16 protein-coding genes and 1 pseudogene are annotated in these 19948 nt (G+C 60.7%); 7 read left to right on the forward strand and 10 right to left on the reverse strand.

Going from position 1 to position 19948, the window contains the following annotated elements:
- Positions 1–87 precede the first annotated feature (87 nt).
- From galU to GVN17_RS23850, 3 genes and pseudogenes are all read left to right on the forward strand, one after another.
- Complete coding sequence (galU, locus tag GVN17_RS23840; protein ID WP_166597725.1) at positions 88–957, forward strand: UTP--glucose-1-phosphate uridylyltransferase GalU; 870 nt, start codon at positions 88–90, stop codon at positions 955–957.
- A gap of 109 nt (positions 958–1066) precedes the next feature.
- Complete coding sequence (gene gorA, locus GVN17_RS23845) at positions 1067–2422, forward strand: glutathione-disulfide reductase (protein WP_166597726.1); 1356 nt, start codon at positions 1067–1069, stop codon at positions 2420–2422.
- Positions 2423–2592: 170 nt separating this feature from the next.
- A pseudogene (locus GVN17_RS23850) lies at positions 2593–4227 on the forward strand (response regulator); the annotation flags it as partial.
- Here GVN17_RS23850 and GVN17_RS23855 read toward each other — a convergent pair.
- Positions 4224–4940, reverse strand: coding sequence for a DNA-binding protein (locus tag GVN17_RS23855; protein ID WP_166597728.1), 717 nt, complete (start codon positions 4938–4940; stop codon positions 4224–4226). The pseudogene GVN17_RS23850 and the gene GVN17_RS23855 overlap by 4 nt on opposite strands.
- Before the next feature lie 313 nt (positions 4941–5253).
- Here GVN17_RS23855 and ahpC point away from each other — a divergent pair, with 313 nt between their 5' ends.
- Together ahpC and ahpF are read left to right on the forward strand one after the other, a co-directional pair.
- Positions 5254–5817 carry an alkyl hydroperoxide reductase subunit C gene (gene ahpC, locus GVN17_RS23860; RefSeq protein WP_166597729.1) on the forward strand — a complete coding sequence of 188 codons (564 nt, stop codon included), beginning with the start codon at positions 5254–5256 and terminating at the stop codon, positions 5815–5817.
- A 146-nt stretch (positions 5818–5963) separates the two neighbouring features.
- Entirely contained in the window at positions 5964–7526 is a 1563-nt protein-coding gene (gene ahpF / locus GVN17_RS23865; RefSeq protein ID WP_166597730.1) for an alkyl hydroperoxide reductase subunit F, read from the forward strand.
- Positions 7527–7731: 205 nt separating this feature from the next.
- On the opposite strand, the gene gloA is transcribed toward ahpF, so the two are convergent.
- Positions 7732–8253 carry a lactoylglutathione lyase gene (gene gloA, locus GVN17_RS23870; RefSeq protein ID WP_166597731.1) on the reverse strand — a complete coding sequence of 174 codons (522 nt, stop codon included), beginning with the start codon at positions 8251–8253 and terminating at the stop codon, positions 7732–7734.
- A 157-nt stretch (positions 8254–8410) separates the two neighbouring features.
- On the opposite strand from gloA, the gene GVN17_RS23875 reads away from it, so the two are divergent.
- A complete protein-coding gene (locus GVN17_RS23875; protein WP_371928608.1) occupies positions 8411–8953 on the forward strand; it encodes a DUF4946 domain-containing protein in 543 nt (180 codons plus the stop codon).
- A 471-nt stretch (positions 8954–9424) separates the two neighbouring features.
- Here GVN17_RS23875 and GVN17_RS23880 read toward each other — a convergent pair whose 3' ends face one another.
- Positions 9425–9787 carry a histone-like nucleoid-structuring protein, MvaT/MvaU family gene (locus tag GVN17_RS23880; RefSeq protein ID WP_166597733.1) on the reverse strand — a complete coding sequence of 121 codons (363 nt, stop codon included), beginning with the start codon at positions 9785–9787 and terminating at the stop codon, positions 9425–9427.
- Positions 9788–10157: 370 nt separating this feature from the next.
- Positions 10158–11255: a hypothetical protein gene (locus GVN17_RS23885; protein ID WP_256665360.1), complete on the reverse strand. Its 1098-nt coding sequence runs from the start codon at positions 11253–11255 to the stop codon at positions 10158–10160.
- A gap of 395 nt (positions 11256–11650) precedes the next feature.
- Between GVN17_RS23885 and GVN17_RS23890 the strand changes: the two genes are divergently transcribed.
- Positions 11651–12937 (forward strand): nitrate regulatory protein, encoded by a 1287-nt coding sequence (locus tag GVN17_RS23890; protein WP_256665361.1) that lies wholly within the window; start codon positions 11651–11653, stop codon positions 12935–12937.
- Here the strand turns inward: GVN17_RS23890 and moaA are convergent.
- The 6 genes from moaA to GVN17_RS23920 form a co-directional block, all read right to left on the reverse strand.
- Positions 12934–13932: a GTP 3',8-cyclase MoaA gene (moaA, locus tag GVN17_RS23895; RefSeq protein WP_166597734.1), complete on the reverse strand. Its 999-nt coding sequence runs from the start codon at positions 13930–13932 to the stop codon at positions 12934–12936. The two genes, GVN17_RS23890 and moaA, sit on opposite strands and share 4 nt — an antisense overlap.
- Positions 13933–14347: 415 nt before the next feature.
- Entirely contained in the window at positions 14348–15697 is a 1350-nt protein-coding gene (locus GVN17_RS23900) for a sodium:proton antiporter (RefSeq protein ID WP_166597735.1), read from the reverse strand.
- A gap of 325 nt (positions 15698–16022) precedes the next feature.
- On the reverse strand, positions 16023–17075 hold the full coding sequence (locus GVN17_RS23905) for an ABC transporter substrate-binding protein (RefSeq protein ID WP_166597755.1): 1053 nt from the start codon (positions 17073–17075) through the stop codon (positions 16023–16025).
- A gap of 5 nt (positions 17076–17080) precedes the next feature.
- Positions 17081–18277 (reverse strand): FAD-binding oxidoreductase, encoded by a 1197-nt coding sequence (locus tag GVN17_RS23910; RefSeq protein WP_166597736.1) that lies wholly within the window; start codon positions 18275–18277, stop codon positions 17081–17083.
- Positions 18274–19635 (reverse strand): NAD(P)/FAD-dependent oxidoreductase, encoded by a 1362-nt coding sequence (locus GVN17_RS23915; protein ID WP_166597737.1) that lies wholly within the window; start codon positions 19633–19635, stop codon positions 18274–18276. Before GVN17_RS23915 ends, GVN17_RS23910 begins: the two co-directional genes overlap by 4 nt.
- Positions 19632–19922: a (2Fe-2S)-binding protein gene (locus tag GVN17_RS23920; RefSeq protein WP_166597738.1), complete on the reverse strand. Its 291-nt coding sequence runs from the start codon at positions 19920–19922 to the stop codon at positions 19632–19634. The genes GVN17_RS23915 and GVN17_RS23920 overlap by 4 nt, the downstream gene beginning before the upstream one ends.
- Positions 19923–19948: the final 26 nt, after the last annotated feature.

Genomic DNA, 19948 nt, shown 5'->3' on the forward strand with positions numbered 1-19948 from the left:
TCGAATCGGCCAGTGGCGGGGCATTGTAAGGTGATCGCCTCCTGATTAGACTGCGCCGCAACACCCCCAGCCCCATCAAGGACTTATATGATCAAGAAATGCTTGTTCCCTGCAGCCGGTTACGGCACTCGCTTTTTGCCAGCGACCAAAGCCATGCCCAAAGAGATGCTGGCCGTTGTCAACAAGCCGCTGATCCAATATGGCGTGGAAGAAGCACTGGCTGCGGGTCTGAACGAAATTTCCATCGTGACCGGTCGCGGCAAGCGCGCGCTGGAAGACCACTTCGACATCAGCTACGAGCTGGAACACCAGATCAAAGGCACCGACAAAGAGAAATACCTCGTTGGTATTCGTCAATTGATCGATGAGTGCAGTTTCTCCTACACCCGTCAGACTGAAATGAAGGGCCTGGGCCATGCGATCCTGAGTGGTCGTCCGCTGATCGGTAACGAGGCGTTTGCTGTGGTACTCGCGGACGACCTGTGCGTGAACCTGGAAGGCGACGGTGTGCTGGCGCAGATGGTCAAGCTGCACCAGCAGTACAAGTGCTCGATCGTGGCGATTCAGGAAGTCGATCCGAACGAAACCAACAAGTACGGCGTGATCGCCGGTGAAGAAATCAAGCCGGGCCTGTTCCGCGTTACCGACATGGTCGAGAAGCCAAAACCGGAAGACGCGCCTTCCAACCTGGCGATCATCGGTCGTTACATCCTGACCCCGGACATCTTCGAGAAAATCGAACAGACCGAGCCAGGCAAAGGCGGCGAAATCCAGATTACCGACGCGCTGATGAAGCAGGCTGCCGAAGGTAATGTGCTGGCCTACAAGTTCAAGGGTCGTCGTTTTGACTGTGGTGGTGCAGAAGGCTACGTCGAAGCCACCAACTTCTGCTTCGAGCACTTCTACAAGACGGGCACGTCCCTGGATCCAGTGGCTGTGCCTGCCAAGGCCAAGTAACTGTATCGCAGCACAAAGCCACCTTCGGGTGGCTTTGTCGTTTCTGCGCGCCAACCCTTGCCGAGCGCGTCGAAGTGGTTATGCTAGCCCTCCTGCCAAGGAGAAATTAATGAGCTACGACTTCGACCTTTTCGTCATCGGTGCCGGTTCCGGTGGTGTGCGCGCCGCGCGTTTTTCAGCAGGTTTCGGGGCCCGTGTTGCGGTCGCCGAGAGCCGCTATCTGGGTGGCACCTGCGTCAACGTCGGCTGCGTGCCCAAGAAACTGTTGGTGTACGGCGCGCATTTTTCCGAGGACTTCGAAAACGCCAAAGCCTTCGGCTGGACGTTGGGCGAGCCCGAATTCGACTGGGCCAGCCTGATCGCCAACAAGAATCAGGAAATCAGCCGCCTCAATGGCATCTATCGCAACCTGCTGAACAACAGCGGCGTGACGCTGATGGAAGGGCACGCGAAACTGCGCGGGCCCCATGAGGTGGAAATCAACGGCCAGGTGCACACCGCCGAACACATCATGATCGCCACCGGTGGCTGGCCGCAGATTCCGGACATTCCAGGCCGTGAACACGCCATCACTTCCAACGAAGCGTTCTTCCTCGACACACTGCCCAAGCGCGTAGTGGTGGTCGGTGGCGGCTACATCGCCGTCGAGTTCGGTTCCATCTTCAATGGCATGGGCAGCGACGTCACGCTGATGTACCGCGGCGAGCTGTTCCTGCGCGGCTTCGACGGCGGCGTGCGCGAGCATCTGCGCGAGGAACTGACCAAGCACGGCATGGCGCTGCGCTTCAATTCGCAGATCGAAAAGATCGAGAAGCTCGCCGACGGCACGCTGGACTTGACCCTCAACGATGGCAGCACGTTCAACGCCGATTGCGTGTTCTACGCCACCGGCCGGCGCCCGATGCTCGACAATCTGGGCATGGAGACGGTCAGCGTCGAGCTCGACGACAAAGGCTTCATCAAGGTTGATGACAACTACCAGACCAGCGAGCCGTCGATCATCGCCATCGGTGACATCATCGGCCGCGTACAGCTGACGCCGGTGGCCCTGGCCGAAGGCATGGCAGTGGCTCGGCGCCTGTTCAAGCCGGAGCAATACCGCCCGGTCGATTACCGTCACATACCCACGGCCGTCTTCAGCTTGCCCAATATCGGCACAGTCGGGCTGACCGAGGAAGAAGCGAAAAAAGGCGGCTACGATGTGCAGATCTTCGAGAGCCGTTTCCGTCCGATGAAGCTGACCCTCACCGACAATCAGGAGCGTACGCTGATGAAGCTGGTGGTCGATGCCAAGACGGACCGCGTGCTGGGCTGCCACATGGTCGGGCCGGATGCTGGCGAGATCATTCAGAGCATGGCCATCGCCATCAAGGCTGGCGCCACCAAGCAGATTTTTGACGACACCATCGGTGTACACCCGACGGCCGCCGAAGAGTTCGTCACGATGCGCACCGTCACCCGTTAGTGTTTGATTCCCGGCCTCATGGATGAGGCACGGACCTGCAATCGTTGAAGGATGGACCCGTTTTGACCAGCAAGAGTTTTCCGGCATCCATGCCCCTGAATCCCATCGCGCCTGACGGCCAAACCACTGACGACCAAGGCCCTCACGATCAGGCGTCGACCCGCCCTGATGCGCTGGGCGAGAGCGAGCGTCAGTTCCGTACCCTCGCCGACAACATGAGCCAGTTGGCCTGGATCGCCGACCCCAGCGGCAAGATCTATTGGTACAACGCTCGCTGGTACAGCTACACCGGCACCTCACACGAAGCGATGATGGCCCTCGGTTGGCGTTCACTGCATCACCCTGACCATCTGGAACGCGTGGACACCCGCATGCGCCGCTGCTTCGCCACGGGCTCAATCTGGGAAGACACCTTTCCACTGCGGGGCAAGGACGGGTTGTACCGCTGGTTTCTGTGCCGCGCCCTGCCGATCCGCGACGAGCAGGGCAACATCACCTATTGGCTCGGGACCAGCACCGACATCACCGCGCAGGTCAGCGCCGAAGACGCGTTGCGCGAGTTGAACGAAAGCCTGGAGCGGCGCGTGGCAGAGCGCACCCGTGAGCTGGCGGAGATCAACGAGCGCCTGCAAGTGGAAATCAGTGAACGGGCGCAGGCCGAAGAAGCCTTGCGTCATGCACAAAAAATGGACGCCATCGGCCAGTTGACCGGTGGCATCGCCCATGACTTCAACAACATGTTGACCGGTGTGCTTGGCGCGCTGGACCTGATTCAGCGTCGGGTAGCGGCGGGGCGGGTGTCGGAAATCGACCGCTATATCGAAGCGGCCATGAGTTCGGCGAACCGTGCCGCGTCCTTGACCCATCGGCTGCTGGCGTTCGCCCGTCGCCAGTCGCTGGACCCGCGCCCCGTGGACGTCAACCAGATGGTGGTGTCGATGGAGGAACTGGTGCGCCGGACGGTGGGCGAGAGCATCGAGCTGGAAATCGACCTGAACAGCGCGCTGCGATTGACCAACACCGATGAGCACCAGCTGGAAAACGCCTTGTTGAACCTGGTGATCAATGCACGGGATGCCATGCCCGAGGGTGGGCGTTTGCTGATCCAGACCGAGGTCATTCATGTCGCTGTCTTGCATGACGCTCTGACGCCGGGGGACTACGTGCGGCTGAGCGTGCAGGACACCGGCACTGGCATGTCGGCCGAGGTCATCGCCAGGGCGTTCGACCCGTTCTTTACCACCAAGCCGATCGGGCAGGGCACGGGGCTGGGCTTGTCGATGGTGTATGGCTTTATCAACCAGACCGGCGGGCAGGTCCAGATCGACAGTGTCGAAGGTCGGGGCACGCGGATCGATTTGTACTTGCCGTGCCATTTTGAATCGGCCGGGCGGCACCTGCCGCCGACTGAGGATGCCGCGACGCCAAGGGCCGGCCAGGGTGAGCGGGTCTTGGTGGTCGAAGACGAGCCCGACGTACGCATGCTGGTGGTCGATGTGTTGCGTGAGTTGGGTTACTCGGTGGAGGTCGCCGCTGACGGCCCCTCGGCATTGCCGTATCTGCAGGACGCGGGGCGCATTGATCTGCTGGTCACCGACGTCGGCTTGCCCGGCATGAACGGCCGGCAGCTGGCCGAAATCGCTCGCCAGCACCGGCCGCAGTTACGTGTGCTGTTCATGACCGGTTACGCTCGAAACGCCCAGGTGCGTGGCGATTTTCTGGAGCAGGGCATGGACATGTTGACCAAGCCGTTCAGCATCGATGACCTGGCCCAGCGGGTTCGCGGGCTGATCGAAGCGCCTTAGGTCTGCGGCGTCTCCTGTCCGTCTGGACGCCCTGCGCGCGAGTTCTCCAGCGCGACCTCGGTCTTGATCAGAATCAGCTCCAGCACGCGATTCTGTTGATCGCGCTCGGTCAGGCGCGACTGAATCTTCTCGCCCTCGCTCAGGGCATTCTGCAGACGCTCCTGTAACAGCGCGCATTGAGTGTGGGCTTGCAAGTGCTGGTCTTTCAGCGCCTGGATCTGATCGTCCTTGTCCTGCAGCCTGGCAGCGCTGTCGTGGGCTGCCTGGCTCAGTCGCGCGTTCTCTTTCTGTTCCGTTTGCAGGGCTTTCTGAGTCGCCAGCAGGGTCGCGGTCTGCGTGCCGAGCTTCGTCGTTTGGGCCGCGTGTCGCTCGATCAAGTCGGCAAGGCGGCGCTCGACACTGCTCAAGTCGTCCTGCATGGCTTTCTTTTCAGCGTCGAGTCGGGCCTGCGCTTCGTCGAGCTGTTCCTGCGCCTGCGCTCGCAAACGTTGCGCCAGCCGTGCGACAAGGCTGTTCAGCTCGTCATCGATCGGTGCCGGAGAAGGTACGTTTGTCGGTCCGTCGAGCTCACGCATCAGGCGATGGATGGTGGATTTGGAGCCGGTGTTACCGAGTTCGATACGTATTGCATCGATGCTGGGGTGTTCGCCCCGAGCGATGATCGAAAGACGTGCAGCCTGCACATCAGCCTTGTTAATGCCGCTTCGGGACATGACAACTCCTGAAAGATGACGCAGGTACGTATCACGGATTACATACCATCAAAACGCGGCATTTTGCGTCATTCTGTGAAGCTTGTCTGCACTGGCTTGAACATCTAAGGAGGAACTGGTTAGGCTGGGGTGGAATCCATGACCGAGGGTTCGCGAAGGTGTCACTGATTTCTTCTATTTATAGTGTGCCTTCATAGCGAAAACCAATCGCCGACATCAGGTTTGCCAATGAGCCTTAATCGGTGGTTGTGCGTAAGATCCCTCCCATCGAATTCAAATGCAGTTATTCAACAACCCTAAGGAGATCCACCCGATGCCTATCATTAACAGCCAAGTAAAACCGTTCAAAGCTACTGCTTTCAAAAACGGCGCTTTCGTTGAAGTTTCGGATGCTGACCTGAAAGGCAAATGGTCTGTGGTGTTCTTCTACCCAGCCGACTTCACCTTCGTCTGCCCGACTGAACTGGAAGACCTGGCTGACAACTACGACGCGTTCCAGAAACTGGGCGTTGAAATCTACTCTGTGTCCACCGACACCCACTTTGCTCACGCTGCCTGGCACAACACCTCGCCAGCCATCGGCAAAATCCAGTACACCATGATCGGTGACCCAACCCTGACCATCTCCCGCAACTTCGACGTGCTGATCGAAGAAGCAGGCCTGGCTGACCGCGGTACTTTCGTGATCAACCCAGAAGGTCAGGTCAAGATCGTTGAACTGAACGACGGCGGCGTTGGCCGTGACGCTTCCGAGCTGCTGCGCAAAATCAAGGCCGCTCAGTACGTCGCTGCTCACCCAGGCGAAGTCTGCCCAGCCAAGTGGCAAGAAGGCGAGGCCACTCTTGCACCTTCGCTGGACCTGGTCGGCAAGATCTAAGCCCTCATGTCAGGACCGGGGGCGATGAGCCCATAAGCACGTAAACCGCATCGCCCCCAAAAAACGCCCGGGCGGTCATCGCCTGGGCGTTTTTATTTCAAGCACTGCAGTTCAGACCCTGAATGTGAAGAAAAGGAAGCCGAATCATGTTGGACGCCAATCTTAAAGCTCAATTGAAATCGTACCTGGAGCGTATCACTCGCCCAATCGAGATCGTCGCGTCCCTCGATGACGGCGCTAAATCCCAGGAAATGCTGGCCCTGCTGAACGACGTCGTCAGCAGCTCCAATCAGATCACCCTCGACACCAATGGCAGCGATGCCCGCACGCCGTCCTTCGCCCTGAACAGCCCGGGCCAGGACATCAAGCTGCGTTTTGCCGGCTTGCCAATGGGTCACGAATTCACCTCGCTGGTGCTGGCGCTGCTGCAAGTCGGCGGCTACCCGTCAAAGGCCACCGAGGAAACCATCGAACAGGCCCGTGCCCTGACCGGTGACTTCAAGTTTGAAACGTACTTCTCGCTGACCTGCCAGAACTGCCCAGACGTGGTTCAGGCGCTGAACCTCCTGGCCGTGCTGAATCCAAACGTGCAGCACGTGGCCATCGAAGGCAGTCTGTTTCAGCAAGAAGTCACTGACCGTCAGATCATGTCGGTGCCGAGCATCTACCTGAACGGCGAACTGTTCGCCCAAGGCCGTATGAATCTGGAAGAGATTCTGGCCAAGATCGACACCAGTGCCGGTGACCGTCAGGCCGAGAAGCTGAACGCCAAAGACGCTTTCGACGTGCTCGTGGTTGGTGGTGGCCCGGCCGGTTCCGCAGCAGCGATCTACGCCGCGCGCAAAGGCATCCGCACCGGTGTGGCCGCCGAGCGTTTCGGCGGTCAGGTGCTGGACACCATGGCCATCGAGAACTTCATCTCGGTCCAACACACCGAAGGTCCGAAACTGGCTGTTGCCCTTGAAGAACACGTCAAGGAATACGAAGTCGACATCATGAACCTGCAACGCGGCGATCAGTTGATTCCGGGCAAGGATGGCGCGCTGCACCAAGTCAAGTTCGCCAGCGGCGGTGTGCTGAAATCCAAAACCGTGATTCTGGCGACCGGCGCTCGCTGGCGCGAAATGAACGTGCCGGGTGAGCAGCAGTACCGCAACAAAGGCGTGGCGTACTGCCCGCACTGCGACGGCCCGCTGTTCAAAGGCAAGCGCGTAGCGGTAATTGGCGGTGGTAACTCCGGTGTGGAAGCGGCGATTGACCTGGCCGGGATCGTGTCTCACGTGACCTTGCTGGAATTCGACAGCTCGCTGCGTGCGGACGCCGTGCTGCAACGCAAACTGCACAGCCTGCCGAATGTGACCGTTTTGACCAGCGCGTTGACCAGTGAAGTGACCGGCGATGGGCAGAAGGTCAACGGCCTGCGCTACAAAAACCGCATCACTGGCGAAGAGATCAATGTCGAGCTGGAAGGGATCTTCGTGCAGATCGGTTTGCTGCCGAACACCGAATGGCTGAAAGGCACCATCGAGTTGTCGCCCCGTGGCGAGATCGTGGTCGACAACCGCGGCGAAACCTCGATTCCGGGTATCTTCGCTGCAGGTGACGTCACCACCGTGCCGTACAAGCAGATCGTGATCGCCTTGGGTGAGGGTGCCAAAGCTTCGCTGAGCGCTTTCGACCATTTGATCCGTACCAGCGCTCCGGCGTGATGGCTGACTGAATCACCCGCAAAACCAAAAAAACCTCATGAGCGATCATGAGGTTTTTTTCGACCCACTGCATGGCGTGAAGCGCTCCGTGGGAGCGAACTCACTGGCGAAGCGGCGTTCCAGGCGGCACGTATGCAGCGACCGAACCGACGTCTCGCGAACGAATTCGCTCCCACAGGGGATCAGGCGTTCACCGGGATTTCATTCAAACCGGCGTCGGCTGGATGACTTCAACCCAATAGCCATCCGGGTCTTTGATGAACGCCAGGCTTTTCATGCGGCCATCGGTCAGGCGCTTCTGGAAGTCCACGCCCAGCGCTTCGAAACGGGCGCAGGCCACGTGAACGTCAGGTACGGAAATGCAAATGTGGCCGAAACCGCGCGGGTCAGTATTGCCGTTGTGATAGGCAAAAGCGGGGTCGTTTTCGGTGCCGTGGTTGTGGGTCAATTCAAGAATGCCGGGAATGCCTTTCATCCAGACCGTGCGGGCAGCGGCGTCGGCCGGGATCTGCGCCTTGTCCACCAGAGCGAGGAAGTACAGGCTGAATTCGGCTTCGGGAAAGTCGCGCTTCTCCACCAGACTGAAACCCAGAACGCGGGTATAGAAGTCCAGCGAAGCGGTGATGTCCTTGACCCGCAACATGGTGTGATTGAACACGAATTGGGCCGTGGCGGCGTCCGGCTGAGCAGTGACGCCGGGAAATGTGTTCAGTTCGTGCAGACTCATGATGACTCCGGGTAATCCTGTAAATGTTGCACCATGATACGGGACGCAGACGCCGAGCCAAACCCGAAAGTGCGTCTTCAGTGTCGCGGGCCTTGTCGGCATGGCGAGGGTGGCTCAAACTTTCGGGCTCGACGTTCAGGTATCGCTCATGTTTTCCATGTTCCGTATGTTTGCTTTGACAGGTCTGTGTCTGGCCTTGGGTGCGAACGCCGCGCTGGCCGCCGATGCCATGATCGTCTGGCCTAGTGACTGGGAGGTCGAAGCCCTGCCACAGCCGGAATCCAGCCCTGACCGGCCGTCGGTCCAAATCCGCCAGCGCGCGGTGAAAAACGATGACAACGGTGATCCGGCCATGGTCGTCGAGTTGACTCAGACCCGCTTGCAACCCGGACACGAAGTCAACGTTGAAGGCGTGCTGCTGGAGATGCGCAAGGCGGTTCAGGTCAATTTTGTGCGGGGTGGCTTTCAGAGCGTTTGCACGAAGATGAAAGACACCACCTTGAGCGACGTTCCGGCCATGGAAACGACCTGCACCATTACCCAAAACGGTGCCCATGTCATGACGCAGACGCTGGTGGCGGCGGCCAATAAAGAAATGGCGTGGTCGTTGTCCTACGCTGGTTCGGCCGATGGCTATGCCGCGAACAAGGCCGAAGTCCTGCGTATCAGGGACAGCTTGCGACTCAACGCGGTGCCATGAGGCCCCCCTCCTAACGAAAATGGCGGGCATAAATGACAGGCATAAAGAAGCCCGCCGAAGCGGGCATGGGGCGCTAATCCTTTAGCAGTCTTCATCCTGTAGAAGTGGGTGTGAAAAAAACGTGAAGGCATTTACACCCTGCAGCCTCCTGCCCGATCTTTTGAGAATAGATTGATCTGAATCCTGTACAGGCTTAGTTCAGCTTGTACTATCGATGTCAGTAATAACACTCACGCATTACTCTTTTATATCGATGTCGGCAGGGGCACAGGGCAGAGTGCCCGATGTATGTAATCGTCTCGGCGATTATCGCGCGTTGGTACGATATTGAACGATGTCAGGCACGGCTGCAGTGTTCACGGTATTCACACTGAATCCGACAGCAATGCCGGCTTCGGTGCAACGGTCGGCCCATAAAAAAAGCCCCTGGGAAGGGGCTTCTTATAAGGCAACGGCTGAGTGCGTTATCGATCAACCCCGCAGCCAGCTGTCCACGGTTTCGGCACCGTATTGCTCTTTCCAGGATTTGAGTCCCCGGTGATTGCCGCCCTTGGTTTCAATCAATTCGCCGGTGTGCGGGTTTTGGTAAACCTTGACTACGCGGGCACGGCGGCGTTTAGGGCCCGCAGGTGCGGCGGCGGTAGCAGACGGATTTGGATCGAGAATGGCAATGACGTCACGCAGGCTCTTGTCGTAGGTGCTCATCAAGGCCTGGAGCTTCTGCTCGAATTCGATCTCTTTTTTCAGCCCGGCGTCATTCTTCAGGTTCTCCAGCTGAGCCAGTTGCTCCTGAAGGGCTTTTTCTGCTGCGCGAAACTCGGCAAGTCTGGACAAAAAATAGTACTCCGGCGGTAAATGGCTGTTGTCAGCCCGACGCAAGCAACATAGACGTTATTAAAGGCCTTGTGCTCATTGTGTGACTACCCCTCTGCGCCTTGACAATGTCTGCGGATGAAGAAACTAACGTTGATCAGTCAGCGTTCCGTGGACCACGGGGTAGTTGTGATTCGCTACGGGGTAAATAATGCACGTTTTTTCCGAGTTGGAAAATAGGCAGCGTGCATTTGTTATATGAAACTTGAGGCTCACTACAATCACGTCTGACAATTGACGCGCGAGCGACGCTTATCTTTGTAAGTAATTTCTCAAACTACGCGGCTATTGGAAACAGTCTGGCAGCGACGGCCACAAGTGGCCCTGTTCGCTATAACCCCTGTTGAAGCGCCGGATCATCAGGGTTCAACTGCTCCAGCTCGGCGAGCAATACCTGTACTTTCTGCAATTGCCCCGTTTCCTTCCAGTAGCGGATGAGCAATATCCTCGCGCTGCGATTCGCGGGCTGCCGTTGCAGGATGTCTTCCAGTTGTCGTTGCGCGGGTTCGACCTGCTGTAAGTCGTGCAGCGCGACCGCGAGTTCGAACCGATAAGCGGTGTTTTCGGGTTCCAGCTCCACCGCTTTGGCCAATGCCAGCAATGCGTACTCATTTTGGTGGTGACGCAACAGCCACTGGCCCAGTGCATGCTGCAACAGCGAGGATTGCGGGTGTTTTTCTTGCAGCGTCGCCAACAGCTGCCGGGATCGGTCCGCTTCCCCTTGTTGGTCCAGCAGTTGCACTTGGGCGAGGCCCGCCTGAAGGTTATTGGGTTCCAGTTTCAATGCCAGATCGAGGGCGTCTGCGGCCCGACGAACTTCGCCCCGATTGATCAACAGTTTCGCCAGTTGCAACTGGCTCTGGCCGCTGGGCGGCTGAGAGGCGAGGGTGCTTTCGTATTGCTCGGCGGCTTCCTGGAGTGCACCGTAATAAAGCCCGATATCGTCAGGCGTCAGGCCCTGCAAGGCGCGAACGGCGCTGAAGCGAACGCCTTGGTCGGGGTCGTCCAGCAAAGGGCCGATCAGCAGGCTGCGCTGGGCCTCGGGGACGATGGCGGTGACCGTGTCGATGGCGGCCTGCTGGACCAGTGGCACCTGACGTTTCAGGTCCGCATCGAGAATTTTCAACGCCTGTGCGCTGGGGTAATTCGCCAGCTCAACGAGCAGACCCGCCCTGCGAATGTCGGACAGGTCAGTGCGGCTGAATTGCTGATAAAGGACGCGAGCTGCACCGGGCTTGCCGTCATGGGCCTGTTCAAGGGCTTCGGCGTAACTGTGATTGACGACGGGCGGCGGGGGCGGCGCATGCCATGCGCGCACGAGCCATCCCAGGGCGACTACGGTCGCGACGATGACGGCTGTAATCGCTATCTTCCATCGGCGCCGGGCGTTCGGATGCCGTGGAGAGTGCTGCGAAGACGCTTTTGACATACCGATTTCCGTTTCTGCGTGGACAGCAGCTTCGGGGAGTCGTGGGCGGGTGTCAAACGGGAATGGTGTTAACCCCGGTCTTTCCCGACTGCGACTTCCGTGATCGCCATCGTCGGCAAGCGGGGCGGCTGCGAGATTCGCGTCATTCGCAGAACCCAAGCAACCCACGCACTTCTGTGAGAGCGAATTTATTCGCGAAAATGGGTAAGTCGATAGAGATGTATGGCCTGCACTGGCCTTCGCGCATGAATTCGCTCCCACAGTGGCCGCGGCGTACCGACGCCTTTCGAATAACGCTCCTTTCATATTAGGAATGTACGCCCGAAGCACCGTATTACCTCGAAGGCCCCGGTCTTGCATACCCCCTTCATCGTCCTCTCAAGACCCCGATGCCCATGACCGACACCCACATGCCTCCCGCCCTGCGTTTCATGCTGGCTGCCCGACGCAGTGAGCTGGCGGGGCTTGAAGGGTTGGCGCAGACCTGCGAGCTGGTGACGTCCATCAGCAGGCTGGTCCATGTGCTTCAACGCGAGCGCGGGTATTCGAATGTGTATCTCGGGTGCCCTGACGCGCACCATCTGCCCCAACTTGATGCGCTGAGTGCCGAAGCGCGAGCGATCGAGCACCAAGTGGTGACGTTTTTTCAAGGTATCGACCTGGAGCCGCATGCGGCGTCTGATCGCGCGCGGTTGTTCAACCGGCTGGCGTTCGTGATGCATGCGCTGGATGAGTTGCCCGGTTTGCGTCGACGTATTCGTGATCAACGGTTGACGGCGGTGGACGCCACGACGGCGTTGACCCGGCTGATCGGCGGCTTGCTGGCCGTGGTGTTCGAAGCGGCAGACACGGCGGTCGATCCGCAGATCACACGGGTGCTGGTGGCATTGTTCAACTTCATGCAGGGCAAGGAGCTGGCTGGACAAGAACGGGCAGCCGGGGTGGCCGGGTTCTCCGCTGGCTTCTTCGACGCGACGTTACGGGGGCGGATCGAGCACTTGGTGCACGGTCAGGAACGGTGTTTCCAGACGTTCATCGAGTTTGGCGAGAATGACGCCGCGACGTTGTGGCGCAACCAACAGGCGGGTGAGACCACTGCTCAGCTGTCTCGTTTGCGAGGCGTGGCGCTGAAAACATCGGAAAGCCAACGCGTTGACCCCGCGCTGTCGCCGATGTGGTTTGAGCTCGCGACCTTGCGCATCGATGCCATGCGCGCCGTGGAGACCCGCCTGGCGGAGGTCCTGTTGCAGAGTTGTCAGGCGAGCATCAAGCAAGCCCGCGCTGATCTGGAGAATCACCGGACCTTGCTCAACCGCTTGATCAGCCTGGAAACGGCCGGTTGCCTGGATCAGGCCGTGCTGTTCAACGTACAGGCGGTTGAGCTGGACAGCCCGCCGCAAGACGGCTTGGGGCATCACGTCGGGCGTTCGGTCCTCGATATGCTGCAGACCCAGACCCAACGGTTGATGAGTGCCAACGACGAGCGCGACGAGGCCCGTAAAGCGTTGAGCGAGCGGAAAGTGGTGGAGCGGGCCAAGCGTTTATTGATGGATGAATTCCAGTTGACCGAGAACGATGCGTACGAGCGCTTGCGCTTGTCGTCCATGGATCGCGGGCAGCGCATGGTCGATGTGGCGCAGGCATTGCTGGATCGGGTAGCCGCTCGGTCGGTAAGGCGTTAGCCGCCGGTCATGTTCATGAACCGGACCACCTGCACGTCATCGTTGATTTCGAAATTGTGCTGATACGGTTTGAGTTTCATCGCTTCGACGATGGCTCTTTCGAGCTTTTCCGGCTGGCCGGGATTGGCACGCAGGACGGCCTTGAGGTCGGCGGAATGTTCGTTGCCCAGGCACAGCAACAAGCGGCCTTCCACGGTCACCCGCACGCGGTTGCAGGTGGCGCAGAAATTGTGGCTGTGAGGGGAGATGAAGCCGACGCGGATATCCGGGGCTTCAGCCAGGCGCCAATAGCGCGAAGGGCCTTGGGTCGATTCCGTGGAGTTGATCAGGGTGTAGCGTTCGGCAATCCGCTCGCGCACCTGATCACTGGAGAAAAACGACTCGGCGCGGCTGTGTTCGCTGATGATGCCCAGCGGCATTTCTTCGATGAAGGTGATGTCCAGGCCGCGATCGATGGCGAAGGCCACCAGGTCATTGATTTCGCGATCGTTGCGCCCTTGCATCACCACGCAGTTCAACTTGGTGTGGGTGAACCCGGCTGCGTTGGCCGCATCAATGCCAGCAATGACTTTACTCAAGTCGCCGGTACGGGTCAGTTCCTTGAAGCGCGCAGGGTCGAGGCTGTCGAGGCTGATATTGAGGCGTTTGAGTCCGGCTTCGAACAGCGGCGCCGCCAGCTTGTCCAGCTGCGAGCCGTTGGTGGTCATGCACAGTTCACGCAGGCCGGGCAGGGCGGCGATGTTCTTGCACAAACCGACGATGCCCGCACGCACCAGCGGCTCGCCACCGGTCAGGCGAATTTTTTTGGTGCCCAGCTCGACGAAGCGTTCGGCGATCTGCAGGATTTCTTCCAGCGAGAGAATCTGCTGACGGGGCAGGAAGGTCATGTCCTCGGCCATGCAATACACGCAGCGGAAATCGCAGCGATCCGTCACCGACATTCGAACGTAATCGACCTTGCGTGAAAACCCGTCCAGCAGAACCCGATCAGACATTGCGTTTCTCGACAGCGTGTGGCGTGGCAGAAGCAAAACGTGCGTCAGTCCATTCGGATCGTCGCACGCAGGAATCGTTAAATTTTCTGGCTGGCCGGTTGTTCAAGGCGAGTGGCCTTGGCATCCGTCGCCGGAGGCTTCAGTGACCTTCGAGTAAGACACGTAATACGCCAGCCCGACGAAAATTGCACCCCCCACCGCGTTGCCGAGCAAGTCAGGGCACTGTTCAAGCCTCCGGTCTTGATGCGTCAGGTCTCGGGGGACGGGCGCCAGTCCTCGGAGGGCAACGGTGCAACGCCAGGCCGCATGGCAGAATCGCCAGGACGGACGTATTCAGTTGATGAGCAAGCTACCGATGCGATGCCAGAGCGTCCAATCGCTTGTTCCGATGACTTGATCGACCGGCTCTATCGCGTCACCGATCAGCGGTTTGCGCCATGCTGCGCTCGTAGCGTTCGAGCAGCGGTTGAATGCTGATGCCGTGTACCAGAATGCTCAGCGCCACGACCGAGAGCGTAAGCCCTATGGTGGTAGGCACCGCGTCCATCGGCAGGCCGTGGGAAAGGGCGTAGCACAGGTAGTACAGCGTACCGATGCCGCGAATGCCGAACCAGCCCACCAGCGCCTTTTGCGGACGGCTCAGCAGGCGTCGACTGATCAGCAGCCAGACGCTCAACGGCCTGATCACACAGAACAATGCCAGGCCCAACACCAGCGCGCGCCAGTCCCAATAAAAAGCGATGGCGGCGCCGAGCAGGGTAATCAGCAGCACCTCCATGGCACGCTCCACCAGGCTGCCGAACGCGAGCATATCGCCCATCATCACCCCGGCCGCCAGTTGCGATTCGGACAGTTCTTCGTGGTCGGTCACCGTGGCGGCCTGGGGGTCGCTGTCCATGTGCCCGAGCACCGGTTTGGCGACGTGCTCGGACGGGACTTCCGACTGAGTGATGCGCACCTCGGCCCGTCGCAGGCCCAATCCGGCGGCGAACACGGCCAGGAACCCATACGCGCCCAATGCTTCTGCGATGGCGTAGGCCATGGCGATCAGCGCCAGCGCGAGAAAATCGTTCGGCGAGGTGGTGCTGTCGGCGTTTTTGATGCGCAAGTAGATCATCAGGTGACCGACGCCGCGCCCCAATCCGTAGCCCAGCAACAGGCCCACAGGCACGCCCCACAGAATGTTTTTCAGCAGCCAGCCCTGCACCCAGTTGAAATCGGCGGTGCCGTGGGTGAGGAACAGCAGGGCGAAGATCACGAAGGGGAACGCGCTGCCGTCGTTAAGCCCGGCTTCCCCCGAGAGACCGAAGCGCACGCGATCAAAATCCTGAGCGTTGTTGACCTGCACCAGACCGGCGAGCACCGGGTCGGTCGGCGAGAGCATGGCGCCCAGCAGCAGCGACACGGCCCAAGGCAGGTCCAACAGGAAGTGCGCGGCAAGGCAGACGCCGACGATGGTCGCCAGCATCACCGGCACCGCCAGCAGGTAGGCCGAATGCCAGGCCGAGCGGTGCAGCGGCAAGCGCAGTTTGATGCCGGTATTGAAGAGCGAAAACAGCACCGCGACTTCGGTCAGGCGCTCCAGCCAGTGCCGGGATTCACGGACGTCCAGCTGCACCAGATCCAGCCCCCACGGGCCGATGCACGCCCCGAACGCCAGACACACCGCCGAGGTGGTGACGGGCAGCCAGCGCAGGTACGAAGAGGTCAACGCCAGGAGCATCAGAAGGACGCCCAGCACGGTCATGCAAAGAATAAAACTCATCCGGCCTCATCGAGCGTAAAGAAGTGGGTTCCTTGTGTGACTGTGCGGGGTGGGGATAGTTATAAAGAATGTTAAGGGGCAGAAGATGGGGTTGGCCTGATGCTGGACGTTGCCAGACCCAACGTCTTCGCTGCCGTCGTCCCTCCGGCGTCTCCCACAGGTTTTGTAGCGTTTCGCCATGCAGTGATCGCCTTGAGCCCTCATGTCGAAAGGGGGCATGCACCACGATCCTGAAGACTTGAACGTACCTTGTGGGAGACGCCGGAGGGACGACGGCAGGGAAAGCGATGGGTCAGGCTGAACATCGCTCCGCTGTCAGCCCGTTTTACCGCTCGATCGTCCGGCTCCAGCGTGCGTTCCACTCCGGCCGGATCAGGTTGACCTTGTCCCAGTCGATGGTCACGGCCGTTTCCAGGTATTTGTTCATCGCTTCGACCTGGCCACGGGTGCGGTCGCTGGTCGGGGTTTTCGGGTTGGACGGGATCTGGTCGCCCAATTCCAGCGCCGGGGCCTGGGCTTCCGGGGTCAGCAGGAATTCCGCCAGTTTCTGCGCCAGTTCCGGCTGGTCGTTGTTGGCGAGGGTGCATTCAGCCACGTTCAACACCACGGCGCCTTCTTTCGGCGGGGCGTATTCAACCGGGATGCCCTTCAGTTTCAGTGCTGTCACCTGGGTTGGCGTCAGCGGAAACAACGCGGCTTCGCCGGTCTGCACCATCTCGGAAATTTTCGCCGAGCTGGCGATGTACTCAAGCACGTTCGGGCCGACGGTTTTTGGCCAGGCCTTGAAGCCCGGTTCGACGTTGGTCTCGTCACCGCCCTGTAAACGGTTGAACATCAGGAAGCCATGCAGACCGAAGGTCGAGGACGCCAGGGACTGGAACACCAGCTTGTCCTTGTAGCGTTTGTCGGCCATGTCTCCCCATGACGTCGGGGCGCTCCAGCCGTTCTCCTGGAACATTTTGGTGTTGTACGCTAGGCCGGTGACGCCGAGGCTCACGGCCACCGCTTCGTCCTTGATCTTGCCCTTGTCCGGAATGTCCGCCAGCGTCGCGCTGGGCTTCAGCTTGCCGCACAGCCCCATGGAAATGGCCCGGTACATGATCCCGTCATCGAGAAACATCACGTGCATCTGCGGGTTGTCCTTGCTCGCCTGCACCTTGGCCAGAATGTCGGACGACGTCCCGGGTACGATCACCACTTTGACGTTGTTGGCCTTCTCGAACGCGGGCAGCACCTGATCGGCATACAAGCGCTCCATGGTGCCGCCGTTCATGCCGAGGTATAGCGTGGTTTCAGCCTGTGCGCTGCCCGACGCCAATAACGCGGCGAGCGGGACGCAAGACAGCCCGGTGAGGGCAAAACGTTTGACGCTGTTCATGGTTTTCATGGGTGTGATCTTCCTCTGAACAAAGGGATAACGTTGACCGCGCCCTTGGGCACGGCGATGGCGGGCTGTACAGGCTGTGAAGCGGGTTGAAAACGGCGGATGGAAAAAACGTCGAGAGCAATGGCCGGTGCGCCGTGACAGACGATCTGCGCCAGCGCTTCCCCGGCGGCGGGGCCGATCTGGAAGCCGGACCCCGCAAAGCCGAACCCGTGCAACAGGCCCGGTTGGGTCGAGCTTGCGCCGAGCACCGGTTCGCGGTCCGGCAGATAACCTTCAGTGCCGCTCCACGTGCGGATCGCCTGTGCACCGGCCAGCGGCGGGTACAGTTCGACGGCGTTGCGCAGGATGTCGAGGATCGCGGCCTGACCGGGACGCGCGGTGGTCGGGTCGAGGGGGAAGCCCTGTCCGCCGCCCAGCACGCAGTTGCCCCGTGCGACCTGACGGGCATAAATCCCGCCGCCTTCGACGCCGGTGCTGACGTCCATGAACATGGGCAGTGGCTCGGTCACCAGCATCGCCGGGTGTCCGGCGCGCATCGGCACCGGCTCGCCAAACTGTTCGGCCAGCGCCGCTGCCCAGGCCCCGGCGCAGTTCAGCAGCCACGGCGCTTGAAACCGGTGGCCTTCGGCGGTCTGTACGTCGAAGGCCTGGCCGTCGTGGCTCACCTGGGTGACCTGCGCCTGTTCGAACACCTCGGCGCCGGCGCGGCGGGCGGCAAACGCGAACGCCGGAGAGACCAGCCGCGGATTTGCGTGGCCGTCGTCGGCGCACAGCGAGGCGCCCACCGCGACATCCCCCGCCCACGGAAAACGGGCGCGCAGTTGCGCACGGTCGAGCAATTGCAGGTCCAGACCAAAACCTCGGGAGGCCTGTTCGTAGGCCACCAGCGCGGTCATGTCCTGATCGCTGCGGGCCAGTTTCAGATGACCGGAGCGCAGGTATTCGCCGTCGATGCCAATGAGGTTTTTCAGGTCGCTCCAGATCCCGTGGGCCCGCTGCGACAATGGCAATTGCGACAGGGGGCGGCCTTGACGTCGCACACCTCCGTAGTTGACGCCACTGGAATGCGAGCCGAAAAAATCCCGCTCCAGCAGCGCCACACGTTTACCCGCCCTGGCCAGAAACAGCGCGGCGGAAGCACCGACGATGCCGCCGCCGATGACCACGGCATCCACTTCGACAGGCAGGCTCATGGCTCGATCTCCACACCGAAGGGCAGGGGTTTGATCGGTGCTTGACCCCGCAACCGGCCAACGCTGGCAATGTCGCGACCTGAGGCGTGCGCGACGAGTTCGGTCGCCGCCAGCCCGCACATGCGGCCCTGACAGCGTCCCATGCCGACCCGGCACATGGCCTTGACCCGGTTGATCTCCCAGTGCCCCTCGGCGACGGTCTGGCGAATGTCCCCCGCGCTGACTTCCTCGCAGCGGCAGACGGTCATTTCGTCTGGCGCGGTGGCAGCCCAGTGTTCGGGGAATGGAAACGCCGTTTCCAGGCCGTGTCGGAAGCGTTGAATGCCTCCGAGTTTGCGTTGCAGCTCGCCACTGCGGTTCGGATCAACCTGATGCCCGGTGTCGCTTAGCAGCGTCAAAGCCGCGAGTTCTCCGGCCATTTCTGCCGCGTCGGCACCCATGATTCCAGCGCCGTCGCCCGCGAGATACACACCCTCGACAGAGCTACGACCGCTGGCGTCCCGAACCGGCAGCCAGGCGCGGTTGAGCGCGCTCCAGTCGAACTCGCAGCCGAGCAGGTCGGCCAATTGGGTTTCGCTGCGCAAGGCGTGGGCGAAAGCGACGGCGTCGCAGTCGAGCCGCTTGAGGTGCGCACCGTCGCGCCACTGCACGCTGCCCACCCGTTGCTGGCCGTGGATGCTGTCCAGCGCGACGCCCTGATGCACGGGAATGCCACGGGCCGTTAGCCAGCCCCGGTAAAACATCCCTTTGGCCAGGGTGGCAGGCTGACCGAGCAAGGCGGGCAGGGCGCGGGTCTGGGCCGACAGCGGCGCGCTGTCGAGCACGGCCAGCACCTTCGCCCCGGCCTTCGCGTACTGATAAGCCACCAGATACAGCAACGGCCCGCTTCCCGCAAAAACGACGCGCTCGCCGATGGCGCAGCCCTGAAACTTCAACGCAATCTGCGCGGCGCCCAGGCTGTACACACCGGGCAATGTCCAGCCGGGCACGGGCAGAATCCGGTCCGTGGCGCCGGTCGCGACGATCAAGTGCTTGTACCGAACCTGCGCCGCCACGCCGTTGGACAGGGTGTCCAGCGTGTGCGATTCCGCGTTCCAGACCAGGGTTTCCGGGCGGTAATCGATGTCGGCTGTCAGGCGATCCAGCGTTGAATGCACGGCCTGGGCTTTCGAGGCTTCAAAGCCATACAAGACCTTCGCCGAGCGCTTGAAGTTCTCCGGCTGACGACGATAAATCTGCCCGCCTCCCCGCAGGCTTTCGTCGATCAGGCAGGGTTGCAGCCCGTAGGCCACCAGGGTTTGCGCGGCACGGATACCGGCAGGCCCTGCGCCCACGATGACAATGTCGTTCTGTTTCATAGGCTGCGCCCTGGCTCGCGGCTGACGTTCAGGCCCGGCTCCAGCAGCGTCGCGCAGGCCCGCACCCGGCGCCCGTCGCCCAGCTTGACCCAGCAATCCTGGCAGGCGCCCATCAGGCAGAAACCGGCGCGGGGTTCGGCGCTGAAATCGCTGCCGCGCAGGTGGTCCGAGGTGGTCAGCACCGCCGTGAGCAGGGTGTCGCCCGCGAGGCCGCTGGCGGGCTGGCCGTCAAGCGTGAAGGGCAGAACCTCGCGGTCGTGTTCGGCCAGTCGTTTCAGCAAAGCCATGGTGCGTTCCCTGAAAGGCGTTGGGT

Origin of the sequence: Pseudomonas sp. SLFW (assembly GCF_009905615.1) — a bacterium.
GTDB lineage: Bacteria > Pseudomonadota > Gammaproteobacteria > Pseudomonadales > Pseudomonadaceae > Aquipseudomonas > Aquipseudomonas bambusae.